We start from the raw sequence: 17,837 nt of genomic DNA, 5'->3' as shown, positions 1-17,837 counted from the left end.
GGATCCCACTTCTTACTTAGTAAGGTTTAATATCAATAACAAAGCAAGCAATCTGGGTACGAATCTTGATTGGGGTGGAAAACGATAATGCAACGCAAATGGATGTGGATTCTCGTCGCCGCCATCTTTGTCTGGCTGGCTCACTGGGGCAGTAAAGAGATTGCGCGTCAATGGCTGACACAACAGGCACAATACGATTCACAGCAAAATCTGCTCAATTACATCGGTGACATACGCCGTGCTCTGCGACGCTTCTATCACCTGCCTTATCTGGTGACCAACAATGCCGATACCCTCGCACTGGTTAGTGGGACGGGAGCCAATGCCAGTGATCTCAAACAAGAATTGATTCAACTGGATAAAGCCGCCAACACTAAAGGCTGGTACATATTGTCCGATCAGGGAAACATTCTTTCGGCAAGCCTAGACGGCGAGCACATTAGCTTGTCCGATCGCCGTGCAATTGTCGAACAAATCCAAACTCAGGGGGAAGGCACGTCTTTGGTGAGCAAAACCCGGGGAGCCAGCCCGTTTTACTATCTGGCAGCACCGGTTTTTGACAACCTGACCATCGCAGGCATTGTCGTGGTTCAACTCGATTTGCGGCTGCTGACCGAACAGTGGTTAACCAGCCAGGACATCATCTTGCTGCAAAACCATCTCAATCGCTTTTTCTTGTCCAGCAGCAATACCTACACCGCAGACTGGCTCAATGAACCACTAAATCAGGTCGAAATTCAACAAGATCGCTTGTATCAGGGTAGCAAAGTGACCCGCTGGGTATTGGATGGTAAGGCCTACTTTGCACAAACCGTACGTCTTGATGATCTCAAATGGCAACTGAGTTACCTCTCTCCCACCGCTCCCATTAATCAACTTTCGGCGGCGGTGGGCTGGATTGTGTCTACCGCTATGCTGGTGTTTTTCCTGCTTGGTGTGATCCGCTTCCAACGCCGGCAAAAAGAAATCAGCCAACAACGAATTCAGGAACTGATCACCGAATCAGAACAAAGATTAAATCAGATGATCAACAAGACCCAAGTTGGTCTGTTATTGCTTAACGGCGAAGGCCAGATCATTGACATCAACCCGATGGCCAAGCGCCTGTTTGTCTTGTCAGACAACATGATCCGCGCCCTGAATTCATGGGAGTTATTCGATACGGGTAATGACAGCTCCACCACGCTGAATTTACTGCGTGATTTGAATAAACACCGCGAGCTGGCGGAGATCAGTGGTGTTGAAACGCTCGCCCGAAGAAGTGACGGAACCTTGTTCCCTGTTTTATTTTCCCTCACCAGTTTTCCACTTCACGGCCAACAACATTACCTCGCCACGGTCTCGGACATCAGCAAGCGGAAAAAGGCGGAACAAGCACTGCGAGAAGCCAATGACCTGCTTTCCTTGCGGGTGGAAGAACGGACTGAGGCTCTGAAACAGGCGCAGTCGCAGCTGATCGAGGCGAGTAAAATGGCCGCGCTTGGGCGCATGTCCAGTGCCGTCACTCACGAACTGAACCAGCCGCTTACAGGATTAAGAACCTTGATGACCACCAACACACTGTTGATGGAACGCGGCGATAAAAAAATGATTGAAGCCAATAACCGTTTGATGGATAAGCTGATTGACCGGATGGCAAACATGACCCGACAACTCAAAACGTTCGCTTACAACAAGCCAGAACGGCTGTCAGCTATCTCCTTTAGCGAGGCACTTCAGGAAGTGCTGCGCATCTATCAGCAGAGACTCGAAAACATTGATGTACGAATCCGCGTACCGGCCGAGGTTCCTGATGTGCTGGGGGAAGAGCAACGCCTGCGTCAGGTATTGGGAAATTTGATATCGAATGCCATTGATGCCATGGCTGTGTCCCCTTCTCCTCAGCTGACGGTTTCAGTCAGCGAGACCAACACCACACTTGAAGTACAGATCACAGACAACGGTTGTGGGGTTGAGCCCTCACAGTTGGCGACGATATTTGAACCATTTAGCACCACCAAAAAGATGGGCGAAGGCCTCGGACTTGGCTTGTCCATTTCGGCCAACAACATGCGTGATTTAGGCGGTGAGATTTCCGCAGCACTCAATCCGGCAGGCGGCATGACATTCCTGCTGAAGTTTCAATTGGCATAAAGAGTCAGCGTGTTAGAATACGCGCCCTTAACCGGGTTCAGTACTTTTATCCAACTGATCCTGATCGTTACTCGTCAAATCCGGGATTCCCATGTCATTTTCAAAACTTGGCCTTAAACAAACACTGGTAAACGCGGTCACTGACCTTGGTTACGAACAGCCGACGGCAATCCAACAGAAAGCTATTCCGATTGTCTTATCCGGTAAAAACCTGATCGCCGCCGCTCAAACCGGTACCGGTAAAACCGCCAGTTTTGTTTTGCCTATTCTGGATCGACTCAGCGAAGCTGAAACCCAACGTAAAAAACGCATTCGGGCACTGATTCTGGCACCGACACGGGAACTCGCGATCCAAGTTGATAACAACATCAAACAGTATGCGAAGTACCTTAACCTCACGTCGATGGCGATGTTCGGTGGCGTTGATGATAAGGTGCAAAAGCAACGCCTGATCGACGGTGTGGATATTCTGGTGTCAACACCAGGCCGATTGATCGATCTGTACGGTCAACGAGCGGTCCACTTTGATGAAGTTGAAGTGCTGGTGCTGGACGAAGCCGACCGCATGTTAGACATGGGCTTCATCGAAGACATCAATAAAATTATCGCTCGCCTGCCTGAAGATGTGCAAAATCTGCTGTTTTCAGCGACCTTGTCAAACCCTGTACGCGATCTGGCGAAATCCGCCATTACCCATCCGGAAGAAATTACGATCGCGAAGCACAGCGCCTCCAAATCGAATATCGAGCAATGGCTGGTTACTGTGGATAAAGACATGAAGTCCAGCTTACTGGCACACATGATCACACACTTTAACTGGCAGCAGACTCTGATTTTTATCGAAACCAAACACGGTGCTGCGAAATTGGTGTCTCAACTTGAGAAACGAGGCATTGAAGCTGAGGCTTTCCACAGTGGCCGTAGCCAGGCCATTCGCGAACAAGTACTGGCCGATTTTAAACAAGGTAAGGTGAAGTTTCTCGTCGCGACCGGTGTTGCCGCACGTGGTATCGACATTGAAGATCTGCCGCGAGTTGTCAACTACGATCTACCTTACCCTGCTGATGAATACGTTCACCGTATCGGTCGTACCGGGCGCGCAAACGCGCAAGGGGAAGCGGTGTCTTTTGTATCAAAAGACAACTTCAAAAACCTGTGCATGATCGAAAGTCGTCTGGGTCATTTGATCGAGCGACGCGAGATTGAAGGATTTAAACCGCGCAAAGAAGTGCCAATCTCAATCCTTAACTACGTGCCTAAAAGCAAGCGCCAATCGACGAATAAGAACAGCGAGTAAGCAGATATGCCCTCTCGTCCACCTCGCCGAAGAAAAGGCCCATCACGCCGTTCAGAGCAGTAAGGATCTTTCGATAACGCCGGCACTCGCTGGCGTTTCTCTTCCAAGCAGCTTATGACCACAAACCTGCTATTCGCCCACTTTGTGTCACGGTACCATCTTCGTGGCTCAATTAGCCATCAGGTTATACGTCTGTTGTTCCCCAGCGCCTTGAATTGAGCGTTCGCTGTTTTCAACCAGAAAAACCGTCGCCGTTTGTTTCAATACTTCCCATTCGGCATCGTCGACAAATATGCCTTTTTCCCAAGACTCGGCTTGCACGAGATTGAGCTCTTCCCCTTCGATATGAGTGGAGTATCCCTGTGAGCTTACCTCGATGTCGAAATCATACACCGACAGCTCTATGATCATGCTGTGAGAATCAGCGCCATGATCCTCATTCACCTGTTCGGAGAAAAACACTTCTGGAGCAACGTGTCCTCGGTTCAATACATACAAGGTTCGCTTTGGGCTGGAACCATTCACCCATTGAGCGCGGCATGCAATCCCCTTCGAGGAGAGTTTTACCAGTTCGCTGTAAGCCAGCCAGCGGTTGTGGCATTGGCGAAGTATAATTGTTGCGGATTTGTTGTTGATCATTTTCTCCAGTGCAAAATCTAATACCACAGGCAGATGGCACGCTACGCTGCTGTTGTTTAGCGAAACATCAATGCTCGACTCTGTGTGCTTGTTGATAGAGACAGCGCAGTCTGAATCCAGATTGAGAAACGTACTGGCATTATTAAAATGCCTGACACCACCTAATCCCACCATCTGCAGATCCGCTACCATGTTGGCGATTAAATCCGCTTCGCCACAGTGGCGGCGCATACCAAGGAACGCTCTGTTTACCGCAGCAACCAGCTCATTGTGAGAGACAATCATAATGCAACACCTCCATCGATTCTTTGATTGTTGCTTCGCTCGATATCCCCTCGTTCTGGCATGATTGGGAAAATCCATGTATCGGTGTAATTCGGGTCGTGAATTTCATCGAGTAACGGGGCGCCTTGGAAAAAGGTCACACGGACCCAGCGGTCTGAGCGCGGGTCAAACTTTGTCGCGCCGAAAATGGCCAACTTACAGCGAAGCAAATGCATTGGTAACGCATCTTTACGGAGTACGTTCATTTGGATATCACCCATGGCACGATTGCCAAGCGTCCACACCCGACGCGTAATCGCACGGTATTGAGGCTTTTTCAGCAAGAACTCCGCTAATGACGTTTCTGATTGGCATTTTTGTAGCGTGCGGTAAAGACGGTTTACTTGTCGACCAATATCGAGTGGCAGTTCTCGCTCTTCTCCAATCTCTTCTCCACGAACACCGAGTCTTGGCTCTTCTTTGTCTTGCGAGCGGTACCAAAACCAATAGTTGTTCTCCGGTAGCGAGTAATCGGCGTCAATCGACCAGCGATATCGGTGTTCTAGCACTTGCAGAACATCCTGAACACTTTTTCCCCCGGGGATCGAAAGTGACTCGTCAGTGTTCATTTGGTTTTCAAATTCATCAACCAAAGCTGGGTAGAGTTCAATCAAACATGATATTAGGATTTCTTGGGCCTCCAAACTTATTGTGGAGGTTTGCTCAATTAAACTCGCCCAATTTGAATGCGCGACCATCAACGCATTCAAATTGACTTGTAACGTTTTGATGTCCTCTTTCGCCTGATGGTTAAGTTTATCTTGATGTGTGTTGATCGTAACCACTTGTTCTAGGTGGCGCTGTGCTTTTGAGAGTAACGTTTGCAGAGGCATCTCTAACGCTACGGCGTCACATGGCTGTGCCAGTACGTTCGCAATGGCACGCTCTCGTGATGTCATCCATTGATCGACAACACATGGGTGGTTGATCAAATATGGCGCCATGCCTAAACCTGTCGCGTTGCCCACACCAAGATAGCGCTGCAAGCCTTTATGAAGCGTAATGGCGTTGCCTCCGCCCTGTTGATAAGCCAGGTAATGCACCCAGTCAAGGCTGAACTCTCTGAGCATGTAAACCGCACACATTTGCGCACTGAAAGACTGACTAAAGTCTGGGTTGTTCTCCAGCAATTTGAAGTCGGCAATACCAAACTTGCCATTACCATAAACCGCGGTGGTTCGTAGGATGTAGCCGACGTCTGCGAGCTCTTTAGGTTCTGGTTGTTCTCCTTTTGATAACGCGCGAACAATGTGTTCAAATACACGAACACTCTTATTCGCACGTGCGAGAACCAACACGTTGTTCGGGTTACGTCCGGCCTCTTGCAATGGTACATTGTCTCTGAGTTGCTCTAGAAGCTCGACATTGACTTCGCCCTTCACGAGGGCAAAAGTCACGTCCCATTTTTCGGCAATGACTCGGTCATTACGCTCTTCATCGGCAATTTCGTCACAAAACACCACCAAATGGTAAACGTGTGTTGGAGTCACCAATTTGTAGATCACATGACCAAATCCACGTGGGCACAATTGCCACTCATGTTTGCTCACTTGCCACTCTTGACTCGCCATTTTTCGAATCAAGCTTCGGACAAAGCTGATTCGGTTCTGGTGCATAGCGCCTAGCCTGTCTGGTGCCATCACAATATCGGCATTGCGAAGTTTTACTTCAGTGTAAGTAGAACGATGTGCATCCATTTTGCTCACCACCTATTTTTTATTGTAAGAATCTAGACTTGTACCGGTACAAGAGGAGACACCCGCACAAGCTCCACGTTATTGAATGTGATTTTTAAGAATTTATAGCCCTTGCTCTTTAGCCATCTTGATGGCGATCTGCGGAGCATTCCAAAGTGATGGCAACAAGATTAACGACACTGGAACCGCTGTTATCACGATGAAGGACTGCAAGGCTGAAACGCCACCAGAGCCGAGCGAGATAAGAATCAGTGCCGTGATGCCCATTGCCACCCCCCAGAAGGTACGAATAATGGCATTTGGCTCCGTCTCACCACTGATCACCACACTGATGGTGTACGTCATCGAGTCACCCGTAGTTACGATGAAGATGGTAGTCAAAATCAAGAACAAGATTGACACCAGCATCGGCATTGGTAATTGTTGAGTAACAGCGAGCAACGCGCCTGGTAAGTTAAACCCTTCAAATGCCGTACTTACACTACCTGGGTTCGCAATTTCAAACGCCAAGCCCGACCCACCAACGATGGTGAACCAGAAACAAGTGGTCAGTGGCGCAACAATACTGATGGTAGAAATGATTTGGCGAATGCTGCGGCCACGAGAGATACGAGCAATAAAGATCGCCATCATCGGTCCATATCCCAGAAACCAGCCCCAGAAGAATACCGTCCACCAGCTCAGCCACCCTTCATCACCACGATAAGTCGCCATTGGAATGAAGTTATCTAGCATGGTACCAACACCTTGAATGTAACCATTGAATATAAAGTCTGTTGGACCAAACAGCAGAATGTAGACCATCAATGCCATTGCTAAGATCACGTTGTACCGACTCAGCATTTGCATACCACGATTTAGACCACTCAAAGCCGATACGGTATACAGCACAATCGCAAACAGAATGATGATCAGTTGTGTGGTAAAGCCGTCGGGAACATCAAATAACGCATTTAACGCGTAACTAACCTGCAAGCCTAAGAATCCAATTGGGCCAATTGTCCCCGCTGCTACCGCGATGATGCAGCACGCATCAATCAATGCCCCCGTTTGACCTTTTAGCGCTCTCTCACCCAATACTGGATAAAGCAAAATACGAGGTTTTAGCGGCAAACCTTTATCGTAGTGCAAGTGCATCACCACGATAGAGGTTAAGCTGCCAACGATTGCCCATGCCAGGAACCCCCAATGCATAAACGACTGTGACAACGCGTTAATAGCAGCTTGCTGAGGATTGTCTTGCGGACCATACAAAGGTGGTGGACTCACGTAATGCGCGATAGGCTCTGCCGCCGCCCAAAATACGCCACCGCCTGCTAAAAGCGTACAGAAGATGATGGCCATCCAACGGAAACCATCCATTTCAGGCTTCGTTATTCCACCTAAAATCACCTTGCCTGTTCGCCCTGCTGCCAAGCCAAGACCAATAAGAAAAGTGAGAAGAAGCAGTATTTGCCAATACGGACCGAAGACTTTCACCGACCATGCAAAACCCGTATTAACGAGGGTTGAAAGCAGTTCACCATCATAAAGTGCGATGGCAACAAACAGAGCAATAAAGCCGCCGCTGTACCATAGCGCAGGATTGCTCAACCCTAACTTATCTGGTGAATTTACTGTTCCTGGTGTGTCGCAATGTTGCGCTGGGTGCTTCTGCGATGACACACTCATCGCAGAAGCTTTCATGCTATTGGTTAAATCAGACATACTCTGACTCCAGAGGTTAATTGCAGCGGCCATAACGGCTGCAAAAAGTGACGTTAACACCCGCCTTGTTATTATTTTTTGAGCGGGCTACTCCATGTTTACTTGGGTTACACAACCTAGCTAGCGTCTAACCCTTCGTTCAGAAAGTTAAACCAGTTTTCACCCAGGATTTTTCCTGCCTCGGATTCACTGAATCCATGGCACTTTAAGCCGTTGTAAATATTTTCCATTCCTTTGCTACCGCTAAACCAAGGCAGCGCATCAGGCCAACCCGCATTGCTTGCGTCCCCTTCGCCGTAGTCCATTGCTTTTGACCAACGGCCATTACGCATCCACTCAAGCACTTGTTGTGGTTGGTTTAAACAAAGATCACTACCAATACCTAGGTGTTCTACCCCAAACAGGTCTGCGGTCTTTGCAACCATCTGGCAGAAATCTTCTAGCGTACATTGGCTACCATTCGGCAAATGGAATGGGTACAAGCTAAAGCCGATCAATCCACCGCGCTCGGTCAGAGCCTTAATGACAGTGTTGGATTTGTTGCGCAGTGCATCATGAGCAAAAGTTGGGTTAGCGTGACTGATGCAAATTGGACGAGACGAAAAGTCAATTGCTTCCAACGTTGATCGCTCTGCGCTGTGTGACATATCGATGATCATACCAACACGATTCATCTCTTCGATGACTTGCTTTCCAAATCGTGTTACGCCAGAGTCGTTCTGCTCGTAACACCCTGTCGCCAACAAACTTTGGTTGTTGTACGTCAATTGCATAATCAGCAAGCCCTGACGGCGCATGACCTCAATTAAGCCAATTTCATCGTCAATGGGAGAACAGTTCTGCGCACCAAAGAAGACACCGACTTTGCCTTCTGCTTTTGCTTTCTCTACATCCGCCATCGAGTGAATTGGCATAATCAAGTCTGCGTTTTGCTCGAAGCGCAGATTCCATTCAGCAAAGCGAGTGAGGGTGTCTCGTGCATTTTCGTGATAGACAATCGTGGCATGCACAGCTGTAATGCCGCTTGCCTTCAGCGTTTGAAAGTATTCTCGATCCCAATTGCAGTACTGCAATCCGTCAATCACAATCCGTTGTTGGTACATAACCACTCCTTAAACGTTGATGAGCCTTTAAGGTGGGTAGACAAATACTCAGCTACCCTATTTCAATTACTTAGTAAGGACGTTGATAAGCGGTTTTCACCACGGTGTAGAACTCTTTCGCATACTGACCTTGTTCACGTGGACCAAAGCTTGATTCTTTGCGACCACCAAACGGCACGTGATAATCCGTGCCCGCAGTAGGCAGATTGACCATGACACAACCTGTCTGTATTTGTTGCTTGAAGATGGCACTGTTGCGGAGACTTTGAGTAATAATGCCGCCCGTCAAACCAAAGCGAGTATCGTTCGCCACGGCAATCGCCTCCTCCAAATCAGACACTCGAATCACACTCGCCATTGGTGCAAACACTTCTTCTTGGTTCACTTCCCAGTGGTTTTGTGTATTAAGGAAAAGCGTCGGTGACATGTAGAAGCCTTCGTGTTGCAGATGCAGACGCTCTCCACCAAATGCCAACTCAGCGCCACTTTGCCTAGCTTTCTCAATCCATTCGAAGTTGGCATTCAGTTGGTTACCATCAACCACTGGCCCCATAAAAATGCCTTCTTCTAGCGCATGACCGACTTTTAGTTCGCTCATACGTTTGATCAGCGCTTCAACGTAAGCATCGTGAACGCCGTCCATAACGATCAAACGCGAAGACGCAGTACACTTCTGACCAGCACCAGAAAAAGAGCCTGCAATGGTCGCTTCGACAGCGATCCGGATGTCTGCATCATCGGCAACCACCAGCGCGTTCTTACTGCCCATTTCTAACTGACAACGTACAAAATTCGGTGCAGTCGCGGCAGCGACTTTACGTCCGGTATTGACAGAACCGGTAAAGCTCACGCCATGTATATCTTTCGAGTTGATAAGCGTGTTGCCCACTTGCGAACCGCTGCCCAAGACAAGGTTGAATGTGCCTGCAGGCAAGCCTTGACGATGGATAATCTCCGTCAGCGCAACCGCACTTGCCGGAGTCAGATTGGCGGGCTTCCATACTACGCTATTGCCAAAAGCAAGCGCTGGCGCGATTTTCCAAGCAGCAGTCGCGGTTGGGAAGTTCCAGGGAGAGATAATGGCGATAACGCCAACGGCTTCACGAGTCACCTCAACGGAGACGCCTGGACGGACAGAAGCTGCGTTATCACCAATTTGACGCAGCACTTCCGCCGCAAAATACTGGAAGAACTGACCCGCGCGATAGATCTCACCGCGGCCTTCAGCAAAAGGTTTACCTTCTTCACGCGAAAGCAGCGTACCAAGCTCATCACAACGTGCTATGAGCTCATCCCCAATCGCCTGCAGAACCGCTTGTTTGCGTTCAATCGGCGTTTTTTCCCACTCTGGTTGCGCGACTTTCGCTGCTTGAATGGCTAGTTCAACTTGTCCTTCACTCGCCTGAGCAAAGTCACCTAAGTTTTCACTGATGTCTGAAGGGTTAATATTGGCAATGGCATTGACACCAGCTTGCCATTCACCTGCAATGTAAAGAGATCTGTCTGCTTGAACATTATTGATAAAAGTCATTGCTCTGTCCTTATTCTTCCTGACGTTCGGTGGCTTTCCACCAACCCACTAATCTCACTGGTAAAGCCTAAACATGAGGCTCTGATTATTGTTCTCTACTCTGGTTGGCTTGCTGAGGCGTACACCACAAACTCCACCAGCATTTCTTCGCGTGCCAACCCCGCTACGACCATGGCAGCACGATTTGGGTAAGGTGCTTCAAAGTATTCGGCGTAGATATGGTTAACGGTTTTCAGATACTCACGATCGGTCACATAAATCAGTACTTGCAGGACAGAGTCGAGCGATTCCCCTGCACATTCCAGTGTGTGAACCAAATTATTGAAGGTTTGACGAGTTTGGGCTTCGATACCGCCTTCCACGACAGCACCTGACTCATTAATTGGGATTTGGGCAGTATATAAGGTGCCATTGTTAACAATGGCCCATTCCAATGGCGCTTTAGACGCAAACAGCGCTGTCTTAACTGAGTATTTGTGGGTAGAAGTCATTACGTGCCTTTCAACCTTTGTAAAAACTATGTTTCAAGATGGTTAAATACTGCACATTGACACGTGATAAATCGAACGGTAAATTTCTTACATTTGATAAGAAAAATCTATCACCACTATTAACAACAAGATAAATAAAGGGATTACTAAGGTTTTTATCGTGAGTATCAAACTTCAACAATTAAAGCATTTTGTGATGGTGGTCGAAGAAGGCGGCTTTCGCGCCGCATCCCATCGAGCAAACCGTTCCCAGGCGGCGTTATCAACATCCATCAAAGAACTGGAAAAACTCCTCGGGCAAACTCTATTTGAGCCGGGCAATAAATCCAAGCTGACACCCTTCGGTGAAATCTGTTTGCCTAAGATCATTCAGTTTCTGAACATCTACAATGCACTGGATAACGATTTGAAGGCCGCAGCCGCTGGTCAGCAAGGCCGGGTCCGTATCGCTAGCGTACCTTCCGTAGCTGCCAAGCTTATTCCTAGTGTTTTAGGCGCGTTCTGTGAACAGTTTCCAAATGTTGAAGTGAGCTTGATTGACGACAACGCATCAGGGGTTGAAGCCCGTCTGTTGTCCGGAGAGGTCGACTTAGCACTCGGTAATCCATCTCACCTGGATGACAGGACTATCGAGTTTACACCGCTGCTGTCCGATCCGATTGGCGTTGTTTGTTTAAAAGACAACCCTATCGCCAATCATCCAGAAGGTATTGAGTGGCAGACTCTGTTAAAACAACCTTTTATTAGAAATGGAACATGCACTTTACTTGATCCGACACCGGCTCGAGCCTTGAGTGCGCAAGCGCTCTACTCCGTCGAAAATATCACCTCATTATTCTCTGTTCTGGAATTAGGGATAGGTATCACCACACTGCCGAAACTGGCGTTTCCGACCAACGAAACTCGCCTCGTATGGATCCCGCTTATCGATCCGCCCTTAAAAAGGCAGATTGGCATTTTCACTTTGAATGACCGCACAATCTCACCACAAGCGAAAGCGTTTCAAGATTTGTGCGTCCACTATCTGCAGCTTCAGAGTGAATAACCTTGCGCCAGGCTCGTTCCTTTTTCATTCTCGCATTTTGCGGATACTGTATCTTCCTGGCTTCCCGGGTACAGTACGGAGGCCAGTAATACGTCCGCCATCTGCATCTCCGCTGGCACCGTGACCGGTTTTGACTTCTCGTCATCGTCATCTTGTGAATCGGTGACAACAAAATACACCGGCTCACCCGATGACTTCTCTTTGGGCAACGTCACACTGACGTGGTGAAAACGCTGATTGAGGCGTCCGACTAAAGGTACACCTTCAATCCGTATACTCCCCATTCCCAAACTGTCAGCCATCGACTTGATCTCTCCTTGCGCTGTCGAGGAAGGCTGGATCGATATCGTCACTTGCGGCGAGTTTGCAATCAATACCCCGCTTAACGTACCGAAGTCGCCCCCTTGAGCAAGTTCACTGAAATTAAAAGGCGGTGGGACAACGAAATGATAGCCTGTAACCGCTCGTCCACAGTTTTGGCTGGCTTGCCAGATAGGGTTGCTATAAAACCAGCCACTTGCCGAACTGGAACTGAAATCTGCTCTGAATATCGGCACGTAAATATACCCCTGGTAGACGACATCAATCGTGACTTTTCCGTCCGATGCAATCTCCCCCAGGTTAACTGCCTGACCTTGGTCGTTCGAGAACATAACCTTGCCCTGCATCGGATAAGCCCCCGCTTCTGTCGTCTGTTGACGTTTTGAGTCCGAACTGACAGTAAAGCTCAGACTGATCACCCGGCTTTTATCACTGAGTGCGTTTTGAATTTCTGCCAATGACAAACCTATCGCATACCCTGGCAACAGGTTTGGCGAGACTTTTCCGTTCACCGGATCGAACACTTCAATCCCACCGTTGGCATGTGTAGGGCGCTGCGCATTGTCCAGTGTTTGGTCTAGCGCATTAGTGTTGACTTGCAACGTATCGTTTACCGCTTTGACCCGGGAATACAGATGAAAATACAGCGTTATTGTAGGCAGTAGTATCGCTCCGTCTGAGGGCATCTCAGGCAGATACCTGATTAGGTTTGGCAAGTTAACCAATTGGGTAAAACTGAGAGGTGCCAGGTTCTGTTGATCGCGTGCACTCCAAAGGTAGCCAATGACATAGGTGAATACAAAATCCAACTTGGTGGATATCCCAACCTGAAACTCGGTGAGCGCTGTGTTGGCACTTTCGATCTGAGCGTCAGTGATCACACCGTATATTTGCTCATATGTTTGCACAATGTTATTGCTGAGTTGTTCCAGTGATTTCTGTTGTTGAGACAAGAGCGTTTGTTGCCAGATACTTAAATGGTAGGTCGTTCCGGACAGGACTTGAATGTAGGCATTGGTAAAGCCGTTACCCTCTGATAACTCTACCGTACCCAAAACAGGCCCAGGCAACACTCGCGAGCTAACATATTCATAAGTGTATTGATTAAAAATCAGGTTTTCGTTCACATACCAATATGGGAAACGAGCATATTCAGGATCCAGTACCACCGCCACATTATCATCCAGACTCGGAGGCAACACTTTGCGAAACTCTTGGGTTACATATTGATAGTATCCACCCAGAGCCTCGTAATCCGTGTCGCTCCTCAGTGCCGTGTTCGTTCCCACTTCACGCTTGATTGGCTGCACGCCTTGCATGCAAGCATGGTCGTACCCCGCAGATTCCACCTCACACGGCACTTGCGTATAGGCGCTGAACGTAATCAGCCATCCTAAAATACACCAAAGGGTTAAACCGCGAGTAAACATTGGATTTATCCTTGTTCTCACCCACCAATCTGGACTGGAGGTATTAAACGATACCTTTGCTCAATATCTGTCGTGTACTTACTATTAACAAAAACGGAAAACAGGCTGGAGAATATCTCCTCCAGCCTTAACGTCTAAGTGGCAGTTCGATAGTCAAGACACTGCGACTATTTCGAACCAGGGTTAGTTACCGCTCCTGCGATAACGAAGCCTTGGTGCTGGAATTCAGGTACGGTCAAAATTTCCTGAGACGGGCTGAACGTCAGTGTAAACTCATTGTTGGTTGCCCCCTGCTCATAGCTGCTACCAGAAGCCCCCGCATCAAATGACCCCAGAGAAATAAAACCAAATAGTTTCAGGTTCCCAGATGTGTGAGTACTCCATGCTTGCTTAAAGCTATTAAAATCCGCATTTTTGTACTTGATGGTGATAGTTGGGTAATTACTGATAATGACATTGTTCAACCAACCAAAATCACCGCCATCACTCAACGAATCAAAGTTAAACGGTAGTGACGTTTGCGAAGAGAACTTAAAGCCGCTGACGTCTTTCCCTTCGCTTTCTACCGCCTGTCGGATAATTTCCCCATTGTACCAGCCTTCGTCGATGTCCTGCTGCCACGCCAGAACACTGATTGGAACAATTGAGTAGCCTTTATACTGCACGGTAATTTCTGCATCACGACTGGTACCTTCAAACGTCGACATATCATAAGAGAAACTGGTACCCAACGAGAATTTAAGCCATGAGCCTACACTGATCCCAGCCTGCCCATTGATACTGACATCCATGCGCGATCCCGAAGCCTCAGACGTAGTCATCTTAAACTCAATCACACGACTCTCGTTGTTCAGATCATTTTTGATGTCAGCAATCGCTTTATTGATCTTCCATCCTGTGCGGTACTTAGTATCAACAGACCCATCCACCGGGTTAAAGGTTTTCATGCCACCATTTTGCTCAGATGGATAACGGGTGTTGTTCAGTGCCTGTGCTACTGTCCAGGAGCCGTTTTGCATTTGCGTTTGCAAAGTATTAACGCTCTGAGTCATATTCAAATACAACGACACATCATTTATCACTCGATCTGAAGACGCCGGACGTGCTGGCAGCAATAATTTCAGATCGCGTGCTGATGACATCTCACTGTAGGTTAGAGGCGGTTTGCTAGCGGCAGTACGCCCACTCCACTGAGACCCCATCACATAAGAGATAATGTAGTCATATTTGGTAGCCACACCCCAGGAACCGACAACCTCTTTAGCCTCGTTCAGTTGCGCTTCGGTGATCGTGCCATAGGTGTTCTGATAGTCCTGAACGATCGTCGCTTGCTGCGCCTGTGCGTTATTCTGCACTTCGTTCATGTTCGCCGTGTCTGCGTTGTTCAGAGAATATTCGATACCAGATAAGACCTGCACGTAGTCAACAAGGAAGCTACCTTCAACATCTAACTCCGCCGCTCCCTCAATGTTGCCTGGCTTAACATTGCCAGTGATAAGATCGTACGTCCCACGGTTAAATATGTTATTGAGGTTTTGCCATTCATACAAAAAGCCCCCTTGCGGCGGAAACTGCAGTGCATAGACCTCATCACTGATCACGCCTTGAACAGCAGCTGCGGTTTGCTGTTGAAGTACTTGGTAGTATTCCGTTGAAGCCAAAGACTCATCTTGTGTTTCACCCTGAGGCGTACCCGTTTTTTTAAGTACGTTCATAATATCCATCCTTTGTTGTGAAATTTAACTTCTTGTTTATTCAACAGTCGGATTAAAGCCAACTAATAAGACCGCTTGATACAAACTGAAAACCAAAACCGGAGATTAACCGTTCATACGTTAAGCAATAATATGTATAGGTCATAGAGAGACGACATTCTTTATATTTACTTTTCAACAAAAGCAGTCAACTGTTAATCACAACAATACAAGACACTGAAAAAAGTAATTAATAAAAACGCATAAACAACAAAGACAAAAAAGTCCTAGAAACACCAAGACATATATCATCCAATACATTGACCAAGATCACAAAAGCTCTCAATCAAGTTTATAAAAAGCAACCTATTACATTATTAAATTCAGTAAAACCAATTAAATTCAATCAATTAGATTGAAACACTCACAATCAATTAAAGAAAATCAATGTGTTATCAACCAGTTAAAAGCCATAGATTTAATAAATCTTTCTATTTATTATCGTTGCCATTTGTAACGTCTAAGCCAAAAAAATAGTAATATTAAAACGTTAATCATCAACTTAAAATCAGACTCCAATAAATAAATATAAATCGTTTACAACACCATATAACACGAGTTAAAAAGCTTCTAACTTCTTAATGAAGTGATATTTAATTTAGGTGTAAAAAACTTAAAATTATAAATATAAAGTCGGTATAATTAATTGATTTCATGTCAAATATACAGCGCTATAGTTTACTCATATCTCTCAATTACGACGTACTTAAAGTAACAAATAGACATAAACCATTCGAAGATCAAAAAGTGACCTTCCAGCAACCCGTTTACATTCGCCGATTCCCGCATCAACAATAAAATGTTAACATTGTCACATCTGAACAGCGGTGGCTGTGAGCCAAAGCGCATGATGTTTTTTGGCGTTCTCCACTTGCATAACCATTAAATATAAAGGCAATAGTTTCAAATGGTTAATAACACAATTCAATGGTTTCCGGGCCATATGCACAAAGCACGTAAAGAAATTGAAGAGGCCATCCCTCAGGTTGACGTCATCATTGAAGTGCTGGACGCCCGAATCCCTTTCAGCAGCGAAAACCCAATGATTTCGCAGCTTCGTGGCGACAAGCCCGTGGTAAAGGTACTCAATAAACGTGATCTGGCGGATCCCGAGCTGACTCAGCTTTGGATTGACCACTTTGAACAAGAAAAAAATGTCAAAGCAATGGCCATCACAACGTCTAACACTCAAGAAGTGCATAAGATTATGGAACTGTGCCGTAAGCTTGCACCACACCGTGAAGAAATCGGCAAAAATATTCGCACTATGATCATGGGTATTCCGAATGTCGGCAAATCGACCATTATCAATACCCTGGCAGGCAGAACCGTGGCCCAAACGGGCAACCAACCCGCAGTGACCCGTCGCCAGCAACGCATTAATCTGCAAAACGGTATCGTCTTGTCTGATACTCCTGGAATCTTGTGGCCAAAAGTAGAGAATCCTCACAGTGGATTCCGCCTTGCTGCCACGGGCGCCGTCAAAGATACGGCGATGGAATACGACGAAGTGGCGTTCTACACCGTAGAATATCTCGCTGAAGCCTATCCAGACCGTCTTAAAGAACGCTACCAGATTGAAGAACTGCCAGAATCCGATATTGAGTTAATGGAAGAGATTGGTCGCCGCCGTGGTGCTCTGCGTTCGGGTGGGCGTGTTGATTTGCACAAAGCTTCCGAAATTCTGCTGCACGAGCTTCGCTCCGGTACCTTAGGGCAAATCACACTGGAGCGTCCGGAAATGATCACGCAAGAATTGATTGAAGTGGAAATTGAAGCGGCGCGTCGGGCAGAAGAAAAAGCCAAACAAAAAGAAGAGCGTCGTAAACGTTACCTGAAAAACAAACGTTGATAACAGACGACGGTCAGTTTAAAAAGAAAATCCCCTGGCTTGTTCCAGGGGATTTTTAGTTAAACCTCATTGTTACCCGTAATGAGGTGGTTTGGATTTATCCGTATGTCTGTTCTCCGAAGATCCGGTAAGCGGCGCTTCAGAATGGTCATCATGAGCCGGAGAAGCGTCTTCACGCATTGCTTTTTGAAAAGCACGCAATGCATAACCCGCATCCTCTCCGATACTGCGGAGTTTCTTTGTCCCGAAAACAAGTGCGATAATGCAGCCCAGAATCAACAGTTTTCCCAAACTAATTCCACCCATCTTATCCCCTCCAGCAGACTACATGACAGACCTGTCGTGCTAAATCAGGCTCTTCCCTTCCGTTAACCGAAGTGACTTTATCCCACTAAAAGACCACACCAGCTCACTTTCGTTCTTAACCTGAATTGAGTGTACGAAGTTGTCTGTATGCATGTTGCAAACATTACCCGACAAGATGTAAAGATTGTATAAAGACCCAATACTGGG

12 protein-coding genes and 1 pseudogene are annotated in these 17,837 nt (G+C 47.2%); 4 read left to right on the top strand and 9 right to left on the bottom strand.

Features of this window, described 5'->3' with window-relative positions; translation table 11 throughout:
• Window positions 1-87 precede the first annotated feature (87 nt).
• Complete coding sequence (locus tag VPR01S_RS09925; protein WP_021705190.1) at window positions 88-2,133, top strand: ATP-binding protein; 2,046 nt, start codon at window positions 88-90, stop codon at window positions 2,131-2,133.
• A 91-nt stretch (window positions 2,134-2,224) separates the two neighbouring features.
• A complete protein-coding gene (locus tag VPR01S_RS09920; RefSeq protein WP_021705189.1) occupies window positions 2,225-3,430 on the top strand; it encodes a DEAD/DEAH box helicase in 1,206 nt (401 codons plus the stop codon).
• Between the two features lie 168 nt (window positions 3,431-3,598).
• Here the strand turns inward: VPR01S_RS09920 and VPR01S_RS09915 are convergent, their stop codons facing one another.
• The 6 genes and pseudogenes from VPR01S_RS09915 to VPR01S_RS09890 form a co-directional block, all read right to left on the bottom strand.
• Window positions 3,599-4,354 (bottom strand): DUF3726 domain-containing protein, encoded by a 756-nt coding sequence (locus VPR01S_RS09915; RefSeq protein ID WP_021705188.1) that lies wholly within the window; start codon window positions 4,352-4,354, stop codon window positions 3,599-3,601.
• Window positions 4,351-6,090, bottom strand: a complete 1,740-nt coding sequence (locus VPR01S_RS09910; RefSeq protein ID WP_021705187.1) for a hypothetical protein — start codon at window positions 6,088-6,090, stop codon at window positions 4,351-4,353. The genes VPR01S_RS09915 and VPR01S_RS09910 overlap by 4 nt, the downstream gene beginning before the upstream one ends.
• 102 nt (window positions 6,091-6,192) lie before the next feature.
• Window positions 6,193-7,698, bottom strand: a pseudogene (locus tag VPR01S_RS09905) (BCCT family transporter); the annotation flags it as partial.
• 215 nt (window positions 7,699-7,913) lie between these two features.
• A complete protein-coding gene (locus VPR01S_RS09900; protein ID WP_021705185.1) occupies window positions 7,914-8,900 on the bottom strand; it encodes a membrane dipeptidase in 987 nt (328 codons plus the stop codon).
• A gap of 70 nt (window positions 8,901-8,970) precedes the next feature.
• Window positions 8,971-10,431: an aldehyde dehydrogenase family protein gene (locus VPR01S_RS09895; RefSeq protein ID WP_021705184.1), complete on the bottom strand. Its 1,461-nt coding sequence runs from the start codon at window positions 10,429-10,431 to the stop codon at window positions 8,971-8,973.
• Window positions 10,432-10,526: 95 nt separating this feature from the next.
• Entirely contained in the window at window positions 10,527-10,922 is a 396-nt protein-coding gene (locus VPR01S_RS09890; RefSeq protein WP_021705183.1) for a RidA family protein, read from the bottom strand.
• Between the two features lie 160 nt (window positions 10,923-11,082).
• Here VPR01S_RS09890 and VPR01S_RS09885 point away from each other — a divergent pair, with 160 nt between their 5' ends.
• On the top strand, window positions 11,083-11,967 hold the full coding sequence (locus tag VPR01S_RS09885) for a LysR family transcriptional regulator (protein WP_040902549.1): 885 nt from the start codon (window positions 11,083-11,085) through the stop codon (window positions 11,965-11,967).
• Here VPR01S_RS09885 and VPR01S_RS09880 read toward each other — a convergent pair.
• A complete protein-coding gene (locus tag VPR01S_RS09880; RefSeq protein ID WP_021705180.1) occupies window positions 11,955-13,718 on the bottom strand; it encodes a hypothetical protein in 1,764 nt (587 codons plus the stop codon). The genes VPR01S_RS09885 and VPR01S_RS09880 overlap by 13 nt on opposite strands.
• 167 nt (window positions 13,719-13,885) lie before the next feature.
• Window positions 13,886-15,433 carry a hypothetical protein gene (locus tag VPR01S_RS09875; protein WP_021705179.1) on the bottom strand — a complete coding sequence of 516 codons (1,548 nt, stop codon included), beginning with the start codon at window positions 15,431-15,433 and terminating at the stop codon, window positions 13,886-13,888.
• Window positions 15,434-16,379: 946 nt separating this feature from the next.
• On the opposite strand from VPR01S_RS09875, the gene ylqF reads away from it, so the two are divergent.
• Window positions 16,380-17,324, top strand: coding sequence for a ribosome biogenesis GTPase YlqF (ylqF, locus tag VPR01S_RS09870; RefSeq protein ID WP_021705178.1), 945 nt, complete (start codon window positions 16,380-16,382; stop codon window positions 17,322-17,324).
• A gap of 72 nt (window positions 17,325-17,396) precedes the next feature.
• Here the strand turns inward: ylqF and tatA are convergent, their stop codons facing one another.
• Complete coding sequence (gene tatA / locus VPR01S_RS22235) at window positions 17,397-17,630, bottom strand: twin-arginine translocase TatA/TatE family subunit (RefSeq protein ID WP_021705177.1); 234 nt, start codon at window positions 17,628-17,630, stop codon at window positions 17,397-17,399.
• Window positions 17,631-17,837: the final 207 nt, after the last annotated feature.

Origin of the sequence: Vibrio proteolyticus NBRC 13287, from assembly GCF_000467125.1 — a bacterium.
In the GTDB taxonomy this organism is placed as follows: Bacteria; Pseudomonadota; Gammaproteobacteria; order Enterobacterales; family Vibrionaceae; genus Vibrio; species Vibrio proteolyticus.
Note: the sequence above shows the minus strand (reverse complement) of the source record. Positions and strands in the feature narration are given on the sequence as shown.

Excerpts from the sequence above, each read along its gene's own strand:
- VPR01S_RS09925 (WP_021705190.1), top strand. The coding sequence starts at position 88 with ATGCAACGCAAATGGATGTGGATTCTCGTCGCCGCCATCTTTGTCTGG.
- VPR01S_RS09920 (WP_021705189.1), top strand. The coding sequence starts at position 2,225 with ATGTCATTTTCAAAACTTGGCCTTAAACAAACACTGGTAAACGCGGTC.
- VPR01S_RS09915 (WP_021705188.1), bottom strand. The coding sequence starts at position 4,354 with ATGATTGTCTCTCACAATGAGCTGGTTGCTGCGGTAAACAGAGCGTTC.
- VPR01S_RS09910 (WP_021705187.1), bottom strand. The coding sequence starts at position 6,090 with ATGGATGCACATCGTTCTACTTACACTGAAGTAAAACTTCGCAATGCC.
- VPR01S_RS09900 (WP_021705185.1), bottom strand. The coding sequence starts at position 8,900 with ATGTACCAACAACGGATTGTGATTGACGGATTGCAGTACTGCAATTGG.
- VPR01S_RS09895 (WP_021705184.1), bottom strand. The coding sequence starts at position 10,431 with ATGACTTTTATCAATAATGTTCAAGCAGACAGATCTCTTTACATTGCA.
- VPR01S_RS09890 (WP_021705183.1), bottom strand. The coding sequence starts at position 10,922 with ATGACTTCTACCCACAAATACTCAGTTAAGACAGCGCTGTTTGCGTCT.
- VPR01S_RS09880 (WP_021705180.1), bottom strand. The coding sequence starts at position 13,718 with ATGTTTACTCGCGGTTTAACCCTTTGGTGTATTTTAGGATGGCTGATT.
- VPR01S_RS09875 (WP_021705179.1), bottom strand. The coding sequence starts at position 15,433 with ATGAACGTACTTAAAAAAACGGGTACGCCTCAGGGTGAAACACAAGAT.
- ylqF (WP_021705178.1), top strand. The coding sequence starts at position 16,380 with ATGGTTAATAACACAATTCAATGGTTTCCGGGCCATATGCACAAAGCA.
- tatA (WP_021705177.1), bottom strand. The coding sequence starts at position 17,630 with ATGGGTGGAATTAGTTTGGGAAAACTGTTGATTCTGGGCTGCATTATC.